This is a genomic window from Actinosynnema sp. NPDC053489 (genome assembly GCF_044544865.1).
Taxonomy (GTDB): Bacteria; Actinomycetota; Actinomycetes; order Mycobacteriales; family Pseudonocardiaceae; genus Actinosynnema.
Genome location: NZ_JBITXT010000001.1, coordinates 476,053 through 494,612 on the forward strand (window position 1 = coordinate 476,053; position 18,560 = coordinate 494,612).

The 18,560-nt window shown below is 73.7% G+C and carries 10 protein-coding genes; all 10 read left to right on the forward strand.

Translation table 11 applies throughout. The annotated features are described in order from the left end of the window. The first annotated feature begins 24 nt into the window (after positions 1-24). The 10 genes from ACIGNX_RS01770 to ACIGNX_RS01815 all read left to right on the forward strand — a co-directional run bounded on the left by ACIGNX_RS01770 (position 25) and on the right by ACIGNX_RS01815 (position 18,534). Positions 25-675 (forward strand): type VII secretion system-associated protein, encoded by a 651-nt coding sequence (locus ACIGNX_RS01770; protein WP_396535204.1) that lies wholly within the window; start codon positions 25-27, stop codon positions 673-675. Between the two features lie 268 nt (positions 676-943). Then, the gene (locus ACIGNX_RS01775; protein ID WP_396535206.1) at positions 944-1,264 is read left to right on the forward strand and encodes a WXG100 family type VII secretion target; all 321 of its coding nucleotides are present in this window, start codon (positions 944-946) and stop codon (positions 1,262-1,264) included. A gap of 41 nt (positions 1,265-1,305) precedes the next feature. Further along, the gene (locus ACIGNX_RS01780; protein WP_396535208.1) at positions 1,306-1,608 is read left to right on the forward strand and encodes a WXG100 family type VII secretion target; all 303 of its coding nucleotides are present in this window, start codon (positions 1,306-1,308) and stop codon (positions 1,606-1,608) included. 76 nt (positions 1,609-1,684) lie between these two features. Further along, the gene (locus tag ACIGNX_RS01785; protein WP_396535210.1) at positions 1,685-2,215 is read left to right on the forward strand and encodes a hypothetical protein; all 531 of its coding nucleotides are present in this window, start codon (positions 1,685-1,687) and stop codon (positions 2,213-2,215) included. Between the two features lie 76 nt (positions 2,216-2,291). Continuing rightward, on the forward strand, positions 2,292-5,555 hold the full coding sequence (locus ACIGNX_RS01790; protein ID WP_396535212.1) for a WXG100 family type VII secretion target: 3,264 nt from the start codon (positions 2,292-2,294) through the stop codon (positions 5,553-5,555). Further along, on the forward strand, positions 5,552-9,583 hold the full coding sequence (gene eccCa / locus ACIGNX_RS01795) for a type VII secretion protein EccCa (protein WP_396535214.1): 4,032 nt from the start codon (positions 5,552-5,554) through the stop codon (positions 9,581-9,583). Before ACIGNX_RS01790 ends, eccCa begins: the two co-directional genes overlap by 4 nt. Then, entirely contained in the window at positions 9,580-10,980 is a 1,401-nt protein-coding gene (gene eccD, locus ACIGNX_RS01800) for a type VII secretion integral membrane protein EccD (RefSeq protein ID WP_396535216.1), read from the forward strand. The genes eccCa and eccD overlap by 4 nt, the downstream gene beginning before the upstream one ends. A 6-nt stretch (positions 10,981-10,986) precedes the next feature. Further along, positions 10,987-12,360, forward strand: a complete 1,374-nt coding sequence (eccB, locus tag ACIGNX_RS01805; protein ID WP_396535218.1) for a type VII secretion protein EccB — start codon at positions 10,987-10,989, stop codon at positions 12,358-12,360. Continuing rightward, positions 12,353-15,211, forward strand: a complete 2,859-nt coding sequence (locus tag ACIGNX_RS01810) for a hypothetical protein (RefSeq protein WP_396535220.1) — start codon at positions 12,353-12,355, stop codon at positions 15,209-15,211. Before eccB ends, ACIGNX_RS01810 begins: the two co-directional genes overlap by 8 nt. Then, positions 15,208-18,534: a right-handed parallel beta-helix repeat-containing protein gene (locus tag ACIGNX_RS01815; RefSeq protein ID WP_396535222.1), complete on the forward strand. Its 3,327-nt coding sequence runs from the start codon at positions 15,208-15,210 to the stop codon at positions 18,532-18,534. Before ACIGNX_RS01810 ends, ACIGNX_RS01815 begins: the two co-directional genes overlap by 4 nt. Positions 18,535-18,560: the final 26 nt, after the last annotated feature.

Consider the following 18,560-nt stretch of genomic DNA (forward strand, 5'->3'; position numbering starts at 1 on the left):
ACCGACACCGACCCAGGAGCCGCGATGGAACCCGCAACCGACAGGCCAGCCCGCGCCGAGCAGTGGTTCCTGCTCGTGGACCCGGCGTGGGAACCGGCCTCGGCGGACGACTCGCCGCCCGTCGAGGCGGTCGTGGGCGTGTGGCCGGTGGAACCGGACGGTGGTCTCGGCAAGTTCCGCGCGAATCCCGACCACGTGCCGTCCGACGCGGACGGGCCGACGGACCCGCTGGACGCCGTCCTCCGGTTGGCCATGCTGGGTGAGGCGGGGGCCGAGCACGTCCAGCTGATGCTGCGCGACACGCTGTTCGACATCGCGCTGGAGGTCGACGGGCGGCCGGTGGTCACCGAGTCGCCCGACGGCGTGCCGTGCGTCGTCGTGGCGACCGGCGAGCCCCACCGGCGCCGCTTCGACTCGCCGGACTGGCGGCAGGTCGACCTCGACGAACTCGTGGTGATGCTCGCCGACGGCGTGGACGTGCTGTTCAACCCCGACGGGCCCGCCGCCGTGCGGCTGACGGGCGACTTCATCCGCCAGAGCATGATGATGGAGGACGAGCGGGCGACCGAGCTGTACGCCGCGCACCAGACGGCCTCCGACCTGCGCCTGACCCCGTGGGGCGGCGACGACCACAGCGGACCCGACACCGCCGCCGAGGCCGAACCCGGCCGCTGACCTCCGCTCCGCCGCGCGCCGGGTGTGACCGCCCGGCGCTTTCGGCGTGCCCGGAGATCCCACCTCCGACCTCGTCCGAGCGGGGTTCACCGCCGGGTGGCGATGAGGGTGAACGTGTCACACCGGTTGATCTGAAGGGCAGTGAGCCGCCCCAACCGCTGCCGCGACCCCCTCGTCCGTGATGAGGTCCAACCCGGTGGGACCTTGCCTGTGCGAGCTCCGCTTTGCCCGGGCAGCAACGAAAGCGACTCTTCCAAGGAGATGCCCCATGGCACCCGTGTCGACCACAACCCCGGGGATGCAGCAGGCGGCGGGACACATGGCCAACACCCAGAGCGTGGCCAGGAACGGTGTCCAGACCGTCGGCGACAGCCTCGCCGCCCTGAAGTTGACCTGGACCGGTGACGCCTCGATGGCGTTCGACTCCTCGATGAAGTCCTGGATGGACGACTGCCAGTTCATCGTCAACAAGCTCGGCGAGATGATCGAGCTGATGAACGGCAACCGGCAGCTCATCAACGCCGGTGAGGACGCCAACCGCGCGGTCGCCTCGCAGATCCCGGTCGGTCCGGGCCTGGCCGGTCTCTGACCGCCGCGATCCCCATCCGAGCCAACGAAAGGACGGGCACGATGCCCACGTACACGTTCGACCGAGGCATGGCCGACCACGTGCGCGACCAGATGGCCGAGGTCACCAAGCGCCTGCAGGCCGAACTGGAGAACATGCACCAGCAGGTCATGAACACCCTGCAGGACTGGGAGGACGGCGCGAAGGACCAGTACCTCGTCGCCAAGTCCCAGTGGGACGGTGCGGCGCAGCGGATGCCGCACAGCCTGAACTCCGCGGAGGTCGCGCTCAACCAGATCACGGGTGGCTACCTCAAGGTCGAGCACAGCGGCGTCAACGCCTGGGGCGGCTACAGCGTGAAGTGAGCACGCGGTGCCGCCGGGCCCCGACCCCGGCGGCACCGCGCGCCCGACCGGTGAACGTGATCGAGAGGAGCGCGTCGTGGCGGACATCGAGGACATCGTCGCGGGCCCCAAGGGCTACGGCGACATCAAGGACGACCCCACGAGGGGCAACTGGGACGGGCCTCCGGGGGAGTACTACGCCGGGCTGAACCCCCCGCCGAAGGTGCCGAAGAACGACAAGAAGCCCACCAAGGGCACGCGGGTGGACACCAAGGCGCTGCTGACGTTCGCCGCCAACATCCGCTCGCTGATCCCGATGCTGGAATCGGTGCGGGACAAGCTCGGCAAGGTCGAGATCAAGCCGGGGTCGTTCTACGACGCCAGCCAACTCACCCTGAAGTCCATCGGTGGCCCCGCCGGCGTCTCGATCAAGGAGACCACGAGGGACTTCGTGGAGACCGCGATCAACGCGATCACCACCGTCGCCGACGAGCTGGAGCGGCTGGCCAAGCAGTACGAGACCGTCGAGGAGCTGAACAAGGCCACCGGCCTCGGGCTGGGCGAGCACATCGAGAACGCCCGCACCGCCGTCATCGCCGCGGTCGGGGGCGCGACGAGCCTGGGCTAGCCCGGCCCACCACCACCCACCGGGGCCCGGGTCCCGGCCACCCCACCAGTCACGGTCACACGATAAGGCTTCCTCAATGGGTGAAACGAAACCGGGCGACTTCACCGGCTTCATCATCGACGAGCACGGCGCGGTCATCGCGGACGGCGACGGGGCCGGCACCTCCAGGGACGACTACGACCGCTGGACGTGGAAGTACATCAAAGCGGCGATCTCGCACACGGCGGCGATGGGCACCGACTCCAAGGTCGTGTCGGCCGGTTACTCGGACCCGAACACGCTGTGGAACGCCGCTCTGACGTTCCGGGAGGCCAAGGAGATCCTGGTCGTGGTCGGCAGGAGCATCCGCGACCAGGTGAACGCGCTCGCCGGTGACGACGGGCCGTGGCAGGGCGGGGCCTCGGACGCCTTCCGGGTGATGATGACCCAGTTCTCCAAGGCGTTCCTCAACCACGCCGAGCAGATCGACGGCGGCCCGGCCCGGTTGAACCCGGTGCCGGAACAGCTGTGGTCCTCCGGCGACTACCTCGACTGGGCGCGCCGCACGGTGCACGAGATCGACGTGCACTACGCGAACGAGGTGGTCCGGATGGCCAACGAGTGGAACGCCTACGTCGACGGGCTCTACGAGAGCACCAAGTACTACTACAACGGTCCTTCCAGCGTCCCCGTGATCCACGCGGAGTACATCGACGTCACGCTGCCCAACGGGCTGATCGAGATCAGCAAGTTCCCCCAGGTCGTGGACATGATGACCGAGGACCTGCGCAAGGTGCTGAAGGTGCTGGCGGGCAAGTACGCCGAAACCGAGTTCGACACCAAGCTCACGCCCATCCCCACGCCGGACGCCCTCGACACCACCGGCGAGAACGGCGGCGGGGACAACCCGAGGGCCACCCCCGGGCTCCTCCGCACGGTCCGGGAGGACGCGGAACCGGGCAAGCTCACCCGGGCCTCGGTCCTGACCAGCGCCGTCCGTCCGTCCCTGTCGGAGCCCGGCCACCTCCAGGTGTGGCCCCACCAACCCGACACGGATCCCCCGAAACCCGGCACGGTGCCCTTCACCCCCGCCAACGTGGTGACCCGCAAGCCGGGCGGCGCCACGTTCGACCCCCTCGACACCGATCCCTTCAGCAGCAGGGGAACCACCAAACCCGCCCTGCCGATGACGCTGGTGACCCGGCCGCCCGGTTCTCCCGTCCCCGGCCTGGACGGGCCCGGTGGCCCGGGGCTGGACCTGGACGGACCCGGGCCGCTCAAGCCCTTCGACCCCGACGGGATCAAGCCGCCGAGCAGGTCGGTCGACGGGCCGGTGATCCCCGGACCGCTCGGCGGGAAGTTCCCCGAGGTGCCCGGCAAGCTCCCGGTCCTGGGGGTACCCCCGTTGTTCAACAAGATCGACAAGAAGGCCGGCGCACCGGGGTTCGAGAAGCCGAACGTCAAGCCGTTCGACCCGCCGAAACTGCCGGGCGGCCCGGGTGGTGACACGCCGGAGCTGCCCCGGCTCGACCCCGGGAAGTGGCAACCGGGCGACCTGGACCAGGACCCCGACCGGCGTGAGATCGGCACCACGCCCGGCCTGCCGGTGGTTCCGCCGCCGGCCCCGCTCTCGCCGCCGAACGGCGGTGACGTGGAGCTGCCCGACTCGTCGGGCCTGCTGGATGGCGGGTTGGACCCGTGGAAGGGCGTTGTTCCGCCTGGGCTGGGTGATCCGGGTGGCGTCGACACGCCGGTGGGTCGGCCGGAGGGGTGGTCGGCCCCGGTGGAGAACGGTGTGAAGTCGCCTGGTTTCCCGGCATTGCCCCAGTTGCCGCCGATGTCCCCGCTCTCGCCGTCGAACGGTGGTGGTGTGGAGCGGCCTGACTCGTCGGGTCTGTTGGGCAGTGGGCTGGAGCCGTGGGAGGGCCTGCCGCCGCTGACCGGCGATCCGGGCGGTGTGGACACGCCGGTGGGTCGGCCGGAGGGGTGGTCGGCCCCGGTGGAGAACGGTGTGAAGTCGCCTGGTTTCCCGGGTCTGCCCCAGCTGCCGCCGATGTCCCCGCTCTCGCCGTCGAACGGTGGTGGGAACGAGCGTCCTGACTCGTCGGGTCTGCTCTCCGAAGGGCTGGAGCCGTGGGAGGGCCTGCCGCCGCTGACCGGTGACCCCGGCGGTGTCGACACGCCGGTCGGCCAGGCCGAGGGGTGGTCCGCGCCGGTGTCGAACCAGGTGGCCGCACCCGGTGTGCCGATGATGCCGCCGATGTCCCCCCTCCCGCCCTCGAACACGGGTGGTGCCGAACGCCCCGACTCGTCCGGTCTGCTCTTCGAAGGTGCGGAGCCCTGGGAAGGCGCACCGCCGTCGACGGACGACCCGGGCGGTGCCGACACGCCGGTGGGCCGGGCCGAGGGGTGGTCCGCGCCGGTGTCGAACCAGGTGGCCCCACCCGATGTGCCGATGATGCCGTTGATGCCCCCGCTCCCACCGCCCGGTCCGGTCGACCGGGAGCGCCCCGGCTCCTCCGACCTGCTCGGTGAGGTCCCGGGTTCCTGGCAGGACGCGCCGTCCCCGCTGGACGAGCCGGTCGACCCCGTTGCGGTCGACCAGGACCCGGGCACGTCGGTCGGCATCCCCGTCGTCCCGGTGCCCCTGCCCCTGCCCCTGGGCAGGCGGCCGTCCAACGAGAACCGGCCGGTGGGGCCCGAGCCCGAGCGCGAGGACGACCGCGACGACCGCGACGACCGGGACGACCGGGACGCCGTGGCGCTGCCGGGCGGTCCCGGCTCGGACGGGGGACCGGTGTCGGCGGCGCGGCTGGACGTGCCCCGACCGGGCACGCCGCCCGACCCGCACCCGGTCGCCGAGGTGGTCGCGCCGCCGCAGGAGGAGCGGATCGCGGTGCTCCGCCCGACCGGCGCGGACGAGGACTTCAGCGCCTGGGACGTCTCCGCCGCCGGCGGCACGCTGTGGTTCGCGGCCGCGCACGCCAAGCGCGAGGAGGAGCGGGACGAGGAACCCGCGCCGCACACCCCCGACTACGCGTTGCGGGAGACCACCGCCTGGGAGCACGCCTCCAAGCACACCTCCCGGCACGTGCTGCCCGCCGACCAGGGGGCGGCGCGCGCCGCGGACCCCGCGAACTTCCTGCCCCGCGCGTTCCAGCCACCGCCGGGCACGGGCTGCGCCGGTGACGAGGGCGACGAGGACTTCTTCGCCGAGCAGGAGCGCCGCCGCGCCGAGCGGGAGGCCGCCGAAGCCGAGGAAGCCGAGGAGAAGGAGCGCACGTCGGCCGACCTGCTCAAGCAGGACGACGACGCGTGGTCGCCCGAGCCGAAGCTGAACAACCAGGGGGTGATCGAGTGAGCACCTCCACCGTCAAGCGCGGCCCGCGCCTGGACAGCCCGGAGATGCCCGAGGGCGAGGAGGAGCTGCAGGAGCCGCCGGTGATGCCCGAGCCCGCGGCACGGGACTTCAGCTCGGTGCTGATGTTCCTGCCCATGGCCGTCGCCCCGGTGGCGATGGTCCTGGTCTTCTCCTCCGCCGGCTCCGGCGGCGGCTCGCCGTTCATCTTCATCATGTCCGGCGCGATGGCCATCGGCATGGTCGCGATGGCGATCAGCCAGTTGCTGCGCAACGGCGGCGACCGCAAGAGCAAGCTCAACGCCGAGCGCCGCGACTACCTGCGCTACATCTCCCAGCTGCGCCGCAAGGCCCGCGAGGCGGGCAACCAGCAGCGCGCGGCGGTCGCGTGGAACAACCCTGACCCGTCGTGGCTGTGGTCGATCGCGTCCGGCCCGCGGCTGTGGGAGCGGCGCGGCAACCACGAGGACTTCGCCCGGGTCCGGATCGGGTTGGGCGCGCAGCAGGCGGCGATGAGGTTCACGCCACCCTCGACCAAGCCGATCGAGGACCTGGAGCCGCTGTCGGCGATCTCGCTGCGCCGGTTCAGCGAGACCTACCGGACCGTCACCGGCATCCCGATCTCCGTGGGCCTGCGCAGCTTCACCAGCGTCGAGTTCGCGGGCGACCCGGACGCGGCGGCCGGGCTGGTCCGCGCGATGGTCGCCCAGCTCGTCACCTTCCACGCCCCCGACGAGCTGCGGATCGCGGTGCTCACCGCGCCGCAGAACCAGGCCGAGTGGGACTGGGTGAAGTGGCTGCCGCACACCGCGCACCCGACCGCGCGGGACGCCGCCGGGCCGCTGCGCATGCTCACCTGCGACCACGACGAGCTGGTCGACCTGCTCGGGGCCGACGTCACCGACCGCGGCGACCACGACAAGACCGCCCTGCCCGGCGTCTCCGAGCCGTTCGTGGTGGTCGTCGCCCACCTGGCCACCATCCCGGAGCACTCGCCGCTGCTCGGGCCGGGCCTGCGCAACGCGGTGCTGCTCGACGCCACCGGCGCGCTGCCCGGCGGTGCGAAGGTGCTGCGCCTCACCTGCCGGGACGACGCGGTGACCTACCCCGCGGGGGAGGAGACCGGCAGCGCCACCCGTGATTCGGTCAGCGTGGCGCAGGCCGACGCGCTGGCCCGGCTGCTCGCGCCCAAGCGCACCAGCGGCACCGTGGACGTGGCGGACCAGCCGTTCGAGTCCGACTTCGAGCTGACCACGTTGCTCGGCATCCGCGACGTGCACACCTTCGACGTCAACGCCCAGTGGCGGCAGAAGACCCCGCAGCGCACCCGGCTCCAGGTGCCGATCGGCGTCACTGAGGACGGCGACGTGGTCGAGATCGACCTCAAGGAGTCCGCGCAGGGCGGGATGGGGCCGCACGGCATGCTGATCGGCGCCACCGGCTCCGGCAAGAGCGAGCTGCTGCGCACGCTGGTCTGCGCGCTGGCCGCCACCCACTCCTCGGAGATCCTCAACTTCGTGCTGGTGGACTTCAAGGGCGGCGCGACGTTCCTCGGCATGGAGAAGCTGCCGCACACCTCGGCGGTGATCACCAACCTGGCCGACGAGCTGCCGCTGGTCGACCGGATGCAGGACTCGCTCACCGGTGAGATGACGCGCCGCCAGGAGATCCTGCGCGAGAGCGGTTACCCGTCGCTGTTCGAGTACGAGAAGGCGCGCACCACCGGCGGCCGGTTGCCACCGCTGCCGACGCTGCTGGTCGTGGTGGACGAGTTCAGCGAGCTGCTGGGCAGCAAGCCGGAGTTCATGGACCTGTTCGTCTCCATCGGCCGGCTCGGGCGCAGCCTCGGCGTGCACCTGCTGCTGGCCTCGCAGCGCCTGGACGAGGGCCGCATCCACCGCGTCGAAGGACACCTGTCCTACCGCATCGCGCTGCGCACGTTCTCCTCCATGGAGTCCCGCAGCGTCATCGGCGTCGCCGACGCCTACGAGCTGCCCTCGGGACCGGGCAACGGGTACCTCAAGTTCGACACCACGACCCTGGTGCGCTTCAAGGGCGCCTACGTCTCCGGTCCGTGCCTGACGACCGCGCCCGAGGGCGGTCCGGTCGACACCGCGGACGCGGCGTCGACCGAGGTCGTGCCCTTCTACACCCAGCCGAGCCCGCGCCTGCACGAGATCCGGCGGGCACCCGCCGAGGAGCAGCCGGAGGAGGCCGAGGAGGAGCCGGCGACGCCCGCCGCGGACGCGCCCAGCCTCGCCGACGTCCTGATCGGGCGGTTGGCGGGCTCCGGGCCCGCCGCCCGGCAGGTGTGGCTGCCGCCGCTGGCCGACTCGCCGAGCCTGGACTCGCTGCTGCCCAGCGTCGTGCCCCACCCCGAGCTGGGCATGGTGGTGGACGACGAGCGGGCGCGCGGGCGGTTGCGCGTGCCGGTCGGCCTGGTCGACCTGCCCTACGAGCAGGTGCGCGAGCTGCTGGTCGCGGACCTGTCCGGTTCGGACGGCCACGTCGGCGTCGTCGGGGCGCCCATGAGCGGCAAGTCGACGTTGCTGCGCACGCTGGTGCTCGGCCTCGCGCTGACCCACACCCCGGAGGAGGTCCAGTTCTACTGCCTGGACTTCGGCGGCGGCGGCATCATGTCGATCAGCGGGCTGCCGCACGTCGGCTCGGTCGCCACCCGCATGGAGCGCGACCGCGTCGTGCGCACCCTCGAAGAGGTCGTGCAGGTCATGGAGAACCGCGAGGCGGTGTTCGCCGAGCGCGGCTTCGAGTCGATGGCCGCCTACCGCGCCGCGCGCCGGGAGGGCCGGGTGTCCGACCCGCACGGCGAGGTGTTCCTCATCATCGACGGCTGGTTCACCCTCCGGCAGGACTTCGGCGACCTGGAGACCAAGCTCACCGAGATCGCCGCCCGCGGCCTGTCCTTCGGCGTGCACCTGGTGGTGTCCTCGACCCGCTGGTCGGAGATCCGGCCCTGGCTGCGCGACGTGCTCGGCACCCGGTTCGAGCTGCGGCTGGGCGACTCGATGGAGTCGGAGGTGCAGAGCCGCAAGGCGGCGACCGTGCCCAACCAGCCCGGCCGCGGCCTGACCAGCTCCGGGTTCCACTTCCTGGCCGCGCTGCCCCGCCTGGACGGCTCCTCCGACACCGAGGACCTGGCCTCGGCCACCAAGTCCGCCGTGGAGGAGGTCCGCACGTTCTGGCCCGGTCGCAGCGCGCCCGGCGTGCGGCTGCTGCCGACGCGGCTGCCGGTGGTCGACCTGCCCCGCCCGGAGGGCGACCTGCGCATCTGCCTCGGGCAGGACGAGCAGCGCCTCAACCCGGTGTGGCACGACTTCAACGCCGTCCCGCACCTGTTCATGCTGGGCGACGCGGAGACCGGCAAGACCAACGCGCTGCGGCTGGTGCTGCGGTCGATCGTCGCGGGCTACGGGCCGGAGCAGGCGAAGATCCTCGTCGCCGACTCCCGCCGGGACCTGGACGACGTGGTCCCCGAGGAGTACCGCATCGGCCACGTCGTCAGCTCCGACGCGCTCACCGACCTGGCGACCAAGGCCGCCGTGTCGCTGCACAAGCGCGTGCCCGGCCCGGACATCTCCTCCGAGCGCCTGCGCCGGCGCGACTGGTGGGAGGGGCCGCAGCTGTTCGTGGTCGTGGACGACTACGAGCTGCTCTCCAGCGGCATGGGCATGGGCACGCCGCTGGACACCCTGCTGCCCCTGCTGGCCCAGGGCGTGCACATCGGCTTCCACCTGGTCCTGGCGCGCAGCAGCGCCAACGCCATGCGCGGCATGATGGACCCGGTCCTGCGGCGGCTGTGGGAGCTGGGCACGCCGGCACTGCTGTTCTCCTACCCCAAGGAGGAGGGCAAGTTCCTCGGCGAGGCACCGCCGCGCACCCTGCCACCCGGCCGCGCGCAGCTCGTGACCCGCCGGGGCGTCAAGTTGATCCAGACCGGTTACGTGCCCGCGGCCTCGCCGCGCGACGACGCGGTCACCGCCGGGGCCCTCGGAAGGAGCGAAGCGCCGTGACCACCCCGGAGCTCTGCCGCATCACGGTGCTCGGCCCCAGCGGCCGGGCCGACCTCGCCGTGCCGGTCTCCACGCCGGTGACCGCGCTGCTGCCGACGCTGGTGCGGCACGTGGTGCGCGACCAGGACCTCCCCGCCGGCGGGAACGGGTACGGCTCGTGGGTCCTGCAACGCCTCGGCGACGCCCCGTTCGACCCCGACGGCACGCCCGAGACGCTGGACTGGCTCGACGGCGAGCAGCTGCACCTCGTCCCCGCCGAGGACCCGCTGCCGGAACTGGACTTCGACGACGTCGCCGAGGGCATGGCGACCGCGGTCAACCGGCAGGGCAACCGGTGGAACGAGGCCGTCAACCGCAGGCTGTTCCTCAGCCTGGCGGCCTTCGCCCTCGGCGCGATCGCGGTGTCGCTGTTCGAGAACGAGGGCACCGCGGCCGCCGTGGTCACCGGGTCGCTGCTGGCGCTGGTGCTGACGGTGGCGGCGGTGCTGGTCGCCCGCACGCTGGCGGACCGGGCGCTGGCCGCGATCACGGGTGTCGCGGGCTGCGGGTACGCCGGGCTGGCGGGCGCGATCGCGACGGCGGGCGTCGCGGGCGCGGTGGACCTCGACCCGGCCGCGGTCGTCGTCGGCGGTGCGCTCGCCGCGGGCGTCTCGGTCGTCCTGCTGGTCGTGCAGCGCCTGCTGGCGCGCGACCTGCCGATCGTGCCGTTCGGCGCGACCGCCGTCGCCGGGTCCGCCGCCGTCGTCGCGGTGTGGCTGCACACCGCGGTGGGGCTGACCCGACCGCAGACCGCGACCGTCGTGATGGCGGCGTTCTTCCTCCTGCTGCTGTTCGCGCCCAAGCTCGCCACCCGCGCCGCGCGGCTGCGCGGACCCCAGTTGCCGCGCACCGCCGACGAGATGAAGATCGACATCGAGCCGATGCCGGCGGCGGAGGTCGTGGAGCAGACCGGCAACGCCGACCGCTACCTCAGCGTGCTCGCCATCGGCTCGTCGGTCGTGTTCGCCGCCGGGTTCGTCTACCTGATGGTCGAGCCGACGTGGCTCAACCACACGCTCGGCGGGCTGTTCGCCGGGCTGGTGCTGCTGCGGTCGCGCGAGTTCCGCAACATCGGGCAGCGCACCTCCTTCGCGCTGGCGGGCACGTGGGGCGCGGTGCTGCCCGCGTTGAGCATGCTGGCCGGGATGGGCGACATGGGCCGCGCGATCGGCGTGCTCATGCTGCTGGCCACGGCGCTGCTGCTGGTGCTCGCCGCGCTGCGGCCCGCGCACCGCAGGATGCTGCCGATCTGGCCGCACGCGGGCGACGTGGTGGAGAACCTGGCCTGCCTCGCGCTCGTGCCGTTCGTGCTGCACGCGCTCGGCGTGTTCGCCTGGGCCCGCGGCCTGGCGGGGTGAGGCGCGGTGCAGACCAAGAAGGACCACGTCCACGCCTACCAGACGCTCGTCGGGCGGATGAGCGCCGCGCTGCTGCTGGGTGACACCAACTACAGCGAGGCGCCGGCGCGCCGGGCGCTGATGGGGATGGCGTTCGGCCTGGTGCTGGCACTGGTGATCGGCGTCGGGTTCTGGGTCTACGGGCTGCTCAACCCCGGCGGCAACACCGCGTGGCAGAAGCCGAACACCATCCTGGTGGAGAAGGAGAGCGGCGCGCGGTACGTCTACCAGCGCGGCGTGCTCGTCCCCGTCCTCAACCACGCGTCGGCGATGCTGCTGGTGGGCGCGGGCGCGACGGTCGAGACCATCTCGCGCGCCTCGCTCGGCGGCCTGGAGCACGCACCGCCGGTCGGCATCGCCGACGCGCCCGACCCGGTGCCCGACGCGGGCGCGCTCGTCACCACCCCGTGGCTGCTCTGCCTGCCGCGCACCGGCGGCGTCGAGGCGCAGGACATGGGGATGATGAGCCTCAACGCCAACCCCGACGCCTCGTCCACCCCGCTGGGCGAGCGCGAGTACCTGTGGGTCGGCTCGCCGGAGGGCCGGCAGTACCTGGTGTGGCAGGGGCAGAAGCTGCGGCTGGCGGGACCGGCCGTCGCCGTCGCGCTCGGCCTGGGCACCGGCGCGCCACCCGAGGCACCCGCCGCGTGGCTGGGCGCGCTGCCCGACGGTCCCGAGGTGGGGCCCGCCGAGATCCCCGACGACGGCCGGCGCGTGCTGCGGGTCGGGGGCGTCGACCGGCCGGTGGGCACGGTGTTCCGCCAGGCCGTCGGCAACGGCGTGGAGAACTTCTCGGTGCTGCGCCCCGACGGCCTGGCCCCGCTGTCGCGCACCGAGGCCGCGCTGCTCACCGCCGACCGCGGCGAACCCGCGGTGGACGTCGACGCGACGGCGGTGGCGGCCGCGCCCCGCTCGGCCGACGCGTCGCTGACCACGCGCATCCCCGACCTGCTGGGCGCGAGGTCGGTGCCCACCGGGGACCGGGCGTTCTGCCTGCGGCAGGAGCCCAACGGCGGCGGCGTGGTCAGCGTCCCGGTGACCACCGAGCGCAACTACGCCTGGTTCGGGATGAACTCGCGGATCGGCGCGTACCTGAAGCCGGGCACCGGGCTGCTCGCGGCCTCGGTGCCCGCGCCCGCCGGCCCGGGTGCCAAACCCGACCGCTACCTGATCACCGACCGCGGCTTCAAGTACCGGCTCCTGGACGACGAGGCCGTCAAGGCGCTCGGGTTCGGCGGGGTGCCACCCCAGCCGGTGTCGGCCGAGGTGCTCGCGCAGATACCGAGCGGACCCGTGCTGAGCCGGGCCGCGGTGGGCGTGTTCGAGAGAGGACGTGGCTGAAGTGCCCCTGTTGACCAAGCGCCGTGACGGCAGCCGCGGTGGCGATCGGGAGTTGATCGGCCACGTGATCGGCAACGCCCTGGTGGTGCACCCCCGCAGCGCCCTGCGCAACGAGATCCGGGACCTGGCGCTCACCCTGGCCGAGGACCCGGAGCACGAGCTGGTCGTGGTCGACCTCCCGCCGGACAGCTCGATGGCGGTGTGGGAGGCGGCGGCCAGGCTCCTGCCGCGCAAGCGGCGCGGCCTGCGGCTCGTGGTCGGCGGCCGGACCCGCGAGACCACCGCGCTCGCCGGCCAGTGGCTCTCCGAGCGCCTCGGCCGCACGGTCGTCGCCCCGGACGGCGACGTGCTGCCGGGCGTCGGTGGCTCGCTGTTCGTGGACTCGGGCTGGGGCACGGGCTGGATGCGCTTCCAGCCCGGCCGGGAACCGACCCGGGACGGCAAGCGGTTCCCCCGCCCGACCTGGGAGGAGGTGTCGTCGCTGGTCGAGGTCATGCCCACCAGCGCGATCGGCGTGGCGGAGCCGCTGCCCGGCGGGGTGTGGCTGCGCCCGCGCGGGCCGGAGCACGTGCTGCGCCCGCACCGCCAACTGCTGGTCGACTCGCTGCCGAGCCAGCCCGACGTGTGCGTCGTCGTGCTCGGGTGCCCCGGTACCCAGCCGATCACCACGCACGACGTGGCCCGCTTCTGGGGCTGGCTGCCCGCGGGGCTGCGGGGCAGGCTCCGCCTGATCGCCTTCGGGCCGTTCACGACGCCCGGCGACGTGCCGCGCGGCCAGGCCATCGCCGACGCGCTCGGCGAGGGCGTCACCTGCTACACCGGCCTCCCGCTCGGCTCGCGCACCGAACCGGACGTGTTCACGGTGCGACCGGACGGCGCGCTCGGCTGGCGCGCCCTGGCCGAGCAGGTGGCCTACCTCCCGGCCGAACCGGGCCGGCCCGCGCCACCGCCGTCGCTGATCAGCCACCGCACGCCGTTCGTCGGGGTGGACGAGATCGCCCCCGCCGTCTACCGGTACTCCGCGGACGTGGTGCTGGAGGTCGTGCAGTCCGGGTTGTGGCTGCGCCCGCCGCACGAGGTGGGCCACGCCGCCGCCGTCCGGTCGGCCGTGCCCGACGCCACCCGGCACCTGGTGCTGTTCGAGGAGGGGCACCGGCACGTGCGGGAGCTGGCCGAGGACGTCTTCGACCGCCTGGACCCGGCGACCCGGGCCCTGAGCGCGCTGGTCCGTGCCGATTCGGTGGTGCGGCGGCGGATCGAGGTCGTGGGCGGGGCTCTGGGCACGGTGGAGGAGGGGACCGCCGTCGCGGTGGTCCCGGCGACCGCGGACGACCCCGTCGCCCACCCGGTGCTCACCCGGGAGGGCCCGCTGTCGATCGAGGCGTCGACCATGCGCCTGGAGAGCGCCTGGCCGGACGCGCCCTCCCCGACTCCGGTGACGGCACCCGGCGAACCACCGGCCGTGCCGCTGCCTCTCGGCCCGCTGCCCCATGGCGCGCTGCCTCTCGGCTCGCTGCCCGACAGCCCGCTCCCCGGTGGCTCGCCCGCCGTGCCACCACTCGCTGGACCGCCACTCGCTGGACCGCCGGCCGGATCGCCGCCGGCAGGGTCACCTCTGGTCGGGCCGTCAACCGCTGGGCCGCCGCTCGCCGTGCCGTCACCGGCTGGGCCGTCGGCCGCTGTGCCGCCGGCCGGGTGGTCGCCGACTGGGCCGTCACCGGCTGCGTCGCCGCCGGCCGGACCGTCAACCGCCGTGCCTCAACCCGCCGTGCCTCAGCCGTCCGTTCCGGTGGTGGAGGAAGCCTTTCCCCCGGCCGCCTTCGACCTGCCCGCGGTCGACGCGCCGGAGACCACGCTCCCCACCGCCGCACCGCCCGCGGGCCCGCACTCCGCACCGCAACCCGCGCCACCATCCACCACACCGCGAACCACACCAACGCAACCCGAGCCGCCGAGCGCCGCGCCGACCAGCCCTGCGCCGACCAGCGCCGTGCCGACCAGCGCGACGCCGACCTCGGTCGTCCAGCCCACCCCGGACCTGGCCGCCGCCGCGCTGGTGCCCACCCGCGGCCTGGAGGAGGAACGCGCCTGGCTGCGCCGCACCCTCAGCCGCGAGTACGCCGCCGTGGCCAACTCGGTCACCCGCGTGCTCTCCGAGCACCCCGGCTTCCAGGGCGCGCTGGAGCGGTCGTCCGGCGAGGTGCTGACCGACGCCGTGGCGATCCGGCTCTACCTGTCCGGCGAGGGCGACGGGCTCGACCTGCCGCTGCGCACCGGCGCGGTCGGCCCGCACGTGCCGTTCGCCCGCTGCGTCGTCTCCGGCCTGAGCCGGCTGCCCTCCCACCGCGGGGCGACGGTGTTCGCCACGTCGCCCACCCCGCGGGAGTGGGAGCTGTACCGGGGCCGCAAGTTCTTCACCGAGTGGGGTTTCGTCAACGCCCTCACCGCGCCGTGCGCGCGGCAGCGGCAGGAGCACCAGGTGGACGTGGTGCTGTGGTCGATGACCGCGCGCCGCACCAAGCTGCTCGAACCGGAGAGCGACCCGACCACCGACCGCGTGCTGTTCGTGCCCGGCACCAGCTTCAAGGTGCTCGACCTGGTGGAACCCCGGCCGGGCGAGCGCGGCCTGCTGATGCTGCGCGAGCTGTCCGCCACCGAGATCGACCCGTCCGGCCGGGTGGACGGCAACCGGGCGTCGCTGGACGAGCTGGCGGTCAACTCGCTGCGCCGCCAGCTCGACACCTGGGCCGCGACCGCGGCGCAGGTGCGCGTGCCCGAGGCCGCCGCGCACCGGTTCGCCGCGCTGCCGGGCCTGGTCCGGACCGCACCCACGCCGGAGGAGGGGCGATGAACCGTCAACTGCTGGTGGTGGCCGCGGACCGGCCCGGCGCGTACCCCACGATCGGTGCCGCGCTGCGGGACGCCGGCGACGGCGCGACGATCAGCGTGCTGACCGGCCGCTACGAGGAGAGCCTCGTGGTGGGCCGGATGGTCACGATCACCGCCGAGGACGGTCCGGGCACCGTCGAGGTCCTGTCCCGCGCTGGCAGCGTCGCCGTCGTCGCCGCGGACGCCCGCTTCTCCGGCCTCGTGCTGACCGGTGAGGACACCGGCCTGGCCGCCCTGGACGTGCGCGGGGGAGAGGTCGCGCTGGACGACTGCCGCGTGTCGTCGGCGTCCTGGGCGGCCGTGCTCGCCCGCGGTCGGGGTCGCGTGGTGATGCACGGCTGCGCGGTCGCCGGCGTCGGCGGCGCGGGCGTGGTGGTGACCTCACCGTCGCCGAGCACGGTGGAGGACTGCGAGGTCGTGGACGCGGCGTCGACCGGTGTCGTGGTCACCGAGGAGGGCGCGCTGGAGCTGCGCCGGGTGACCGTGCGCGGTGCCGGGGGCAACGGCGTCTGCGTCAACGGCCGGGGCCGCGCGGTGCTCGAGGACTGCCGCGTCACCGGCTCCGCCAAGCCCGCGCTGGTCCTGGAGCAGGAGTGCCGCGCCGAGGTCCGCCGGGTCGTGGTCGAGGGCAGCGCGAGCCTGGACCTGTACGTGCGCAGCACCGGCGAGGTCGTGATCACCGACTCCGAGTTCACCGGCTCGGGGGTGCAGGCCGCCCACATCGCGGGTGGCGCCTCGCCCGTGCTGCGCGGCTGCCGGTTCGGCCCGGCCGGCGGCAGTGCCGTCTACGTCACCGGCGGCGCGTCACCCCGGTTCGACGACTGCCGGGTCACCGGGACCCCGATCGGCGTCGCGGTGGACGCCGCGTCCCGCCCGGAGTTCACGGCGCTGCACGTGTCGGGCACGACCCAGGGCGCGGTGCTGGTGGACGCGGAGTCCGACGTGCGGCTCAAGGGCCTGCGCGCCGCACCCGAGTCCGGCCCCGGTGTGCTGGTGAAGGGCCGTTCGCGGCTGGTGCTGGGCGACGCGGTGGTCGAGGTCGGCGACGACGTCGCCCTGTCGCTGGCCGAGGACTCCCGCGGCGAGGTGGGCGACCTGCGCCTCACCGGTTCGGCGGCACACCTGGTCACGGTCCTCGGCGGCGCGCACGCCGAGGTCGCCTCCGCCCTGCTGCGCGGCGGCGGCCTGCGCGCCGAGGCGGCGCACCTGTCCGTCCGGGACAGCGAGGTCGTCGGCGCGGCCGAGGACGGCGTCCGCGCGGGCGCGGGCAGCGTCGTGCAGGTGCTCCGCTGTCGCGTGCGCGGTGCCAGGCGGCACGGCGTGCACCTGCTCGGCGGGGCGCGCGGTGACGTGCGCGGCTGCGAGGTGACCGACAGCGCGGGCGACGGCGTCCTGCTCGACACCGACGAGGCCGTCACCGTCGCCGAGTGCGTCGTCACCGGCAGCGGGGGCAGCGCGGTGCGCCGGGCGGTGGAGCACGAGCGGTTGTCGGTCACCGGGATCACCACCGACCAACGGCCGCGGCGGCGGTCCGCCGACACCGCGCCCGCCCCGCGCCGCGAGCCCGCCGACCAGCGCCACGCCGACACCGGTGGTGAAGACCGGTCCCTCGGGGACGCGATGGGCGTCCCCCTGGAGGGTCCGCTCGCCGAGCTGGACGGCCTGATCGGCCTCGACGGCGTGAAGCGCGAGGTGCTGGGGTTGATCAACCTCATCAAGATGACCCAGCGCCGCAAGGAGTTGGGCCTGCCCATGCCGCCGATGAGCAGGCACCTGGTGTTCGCGGGTCCGCCCGGTACGGGCAAGACGACCGTGGCCCGGTTGTACGGCTCGGTGTTGGCGGAGTTGGGCATCCTGTCGCGCGGGCACATGGTCGAGGTGGCGCGGGCGGATCTGGTGGCCCAGTACATCGGTGCCACGGCGATCAAGACGGCCGAGGTGGTGACCAAGGCGATGGGCGGGGTGCTGTTCATCGACGAGGCGTACACGTTGTCGAGCCAGTCGGGTGGCAGCGGTCCGGACTTCGGGCAGGAGGCCATCGACACGCTGATGAAGATGATGGAGGACCACCGCGACGAGATCGTGGTGATCGTCGCGGGCTACTCGGAGCTGATGGAGAAGTTCCTGGCCTCCAACCCCGGCATGGCGTCCCGGTTCTCCAAGACCGTCGAGTTCCCCAACTACAGCGTCGAGGAACTGGTCACCATCACGACCAACCTATGCCGCAAGCACTACTACGAGCTGACCGACGACGCCGTCGACGCCCTGACCGACTACTTCGAGCGCGTCCCGAAGAACGGCACGTTCGGCAACGGCCGCGTGGCCCGCAAGCTGTTCGAGGCCATGGTGGGCAACCAGGCGTCGCGCCTGGCGCTGGAGCCGCCGTCGAAGGACTCCGAGCTGAACCGGCTCGCCGCCGTGGACCTCGCGGGCGAACTGGCGGCGCTGGGGGAGGCCGCGCCCCGGGCCGCCCTCCCCGACGCCGGCACGGACCCGGTCGCCGCCGTGCGGGCCACGCGCGGGTGGCAGCGGTTCTCGGCGCTCAGCGGCTTGGAGGAGGTGCGCGAGGCGGCCGGGCGGACCCTGGTCCAGCTGTGCCGCCTGAAGGCGGCCAACAAGGGGCTGGGCAGGCAGGCGAACGTCGTGCTGTCCGGCAGGCGGGGGATGGGGCGACGCGCCGTCGCCGCGCTCTACGCGCAGGGCCTCGCGGAACTCGGGCTGGTGGACAGCGGCCACGTCGTGCGCCTGTCGCTCGGCCTCGACCTGTGCCCGCGCTGGCCGGGCCAGGCCGCCAGCCTCGTGGCGACCGCCTTCGCGGAGGCGGGCGGCGGCGTCCTGCTGCTCGACGCGGACACCGACTGGGCCACCGACTCGCCGGACCGGCGCGCCGAGGCCGTCGAGGCACTGGCGAGCGCGGTCGCGCACGGCCCGGCCGGGCCCGTCGTGCTGCTGTCCGGCGAGCCGTCGTCGCTGGGACGGCTGCCCCGCGCGCTGGACGCGTGCTTCACGCAGCGGTGGGACTTCGACGACTACGACGTCGACCAGCTCGCCGAGCTGGCCGTGCGCCACCTGGTCCGGTGCGGCCACGAGGTGCCGGACGACGTGGTGGAGGCGCTGCGCGGCCTGCTGCCCGACGACGGCCGGCACACCGCGTGGGACGCCCACCTGCTGGCGCAGCGCCTGGCGACCACGGCCGCCTCCCGCACGCTGGCCGCCGCCGACCTGCACGCCGTCGCGCTGTCCCGGCTGTCGTCGCGGGACGGCGGCCTGGCCGCGGTCGGCTGACCCCGGGAGCACGAACGCGCCCCGGT

Coding starts and splice junctions, on each gene's coding strand:
- ACIGNX_RS01770 (WP_396535204.1), top strand. CDS start 25: ATGGAACCCGCAACCGACAGGCCAGCCCGCGCCGAGCAGTGGTTCCTG.
- ACIGNX_RS01775 (WP_396535206.1), top strand. CDS start 944: ATGGCACCCGTGTCGACCACAACCCCGGGGATGCAGCAGGCGGCGGGA.
- ACIGNX_RS01780 (WP_396535208.1), top strand. CDS start 1,306: ATGCCCACGTACACGTTCGACCGAGGCATGGCCGACCACGTGCGCGAC.
- ACIGNX_RS01790 (WP_396535212.1), top strand. CDS start 2,292: ATGGGTGAAACGAAACCGGGCGACTTCACCGGCTTCATCATCGACGAG.
- ACIGNX_RS01815 (WP_396535222.1), top strand. CDS start 15,208: ATGAACCGTCAACTGCTGGTGGTGGCCGCGGACCGGCCCGGCGCGTAC.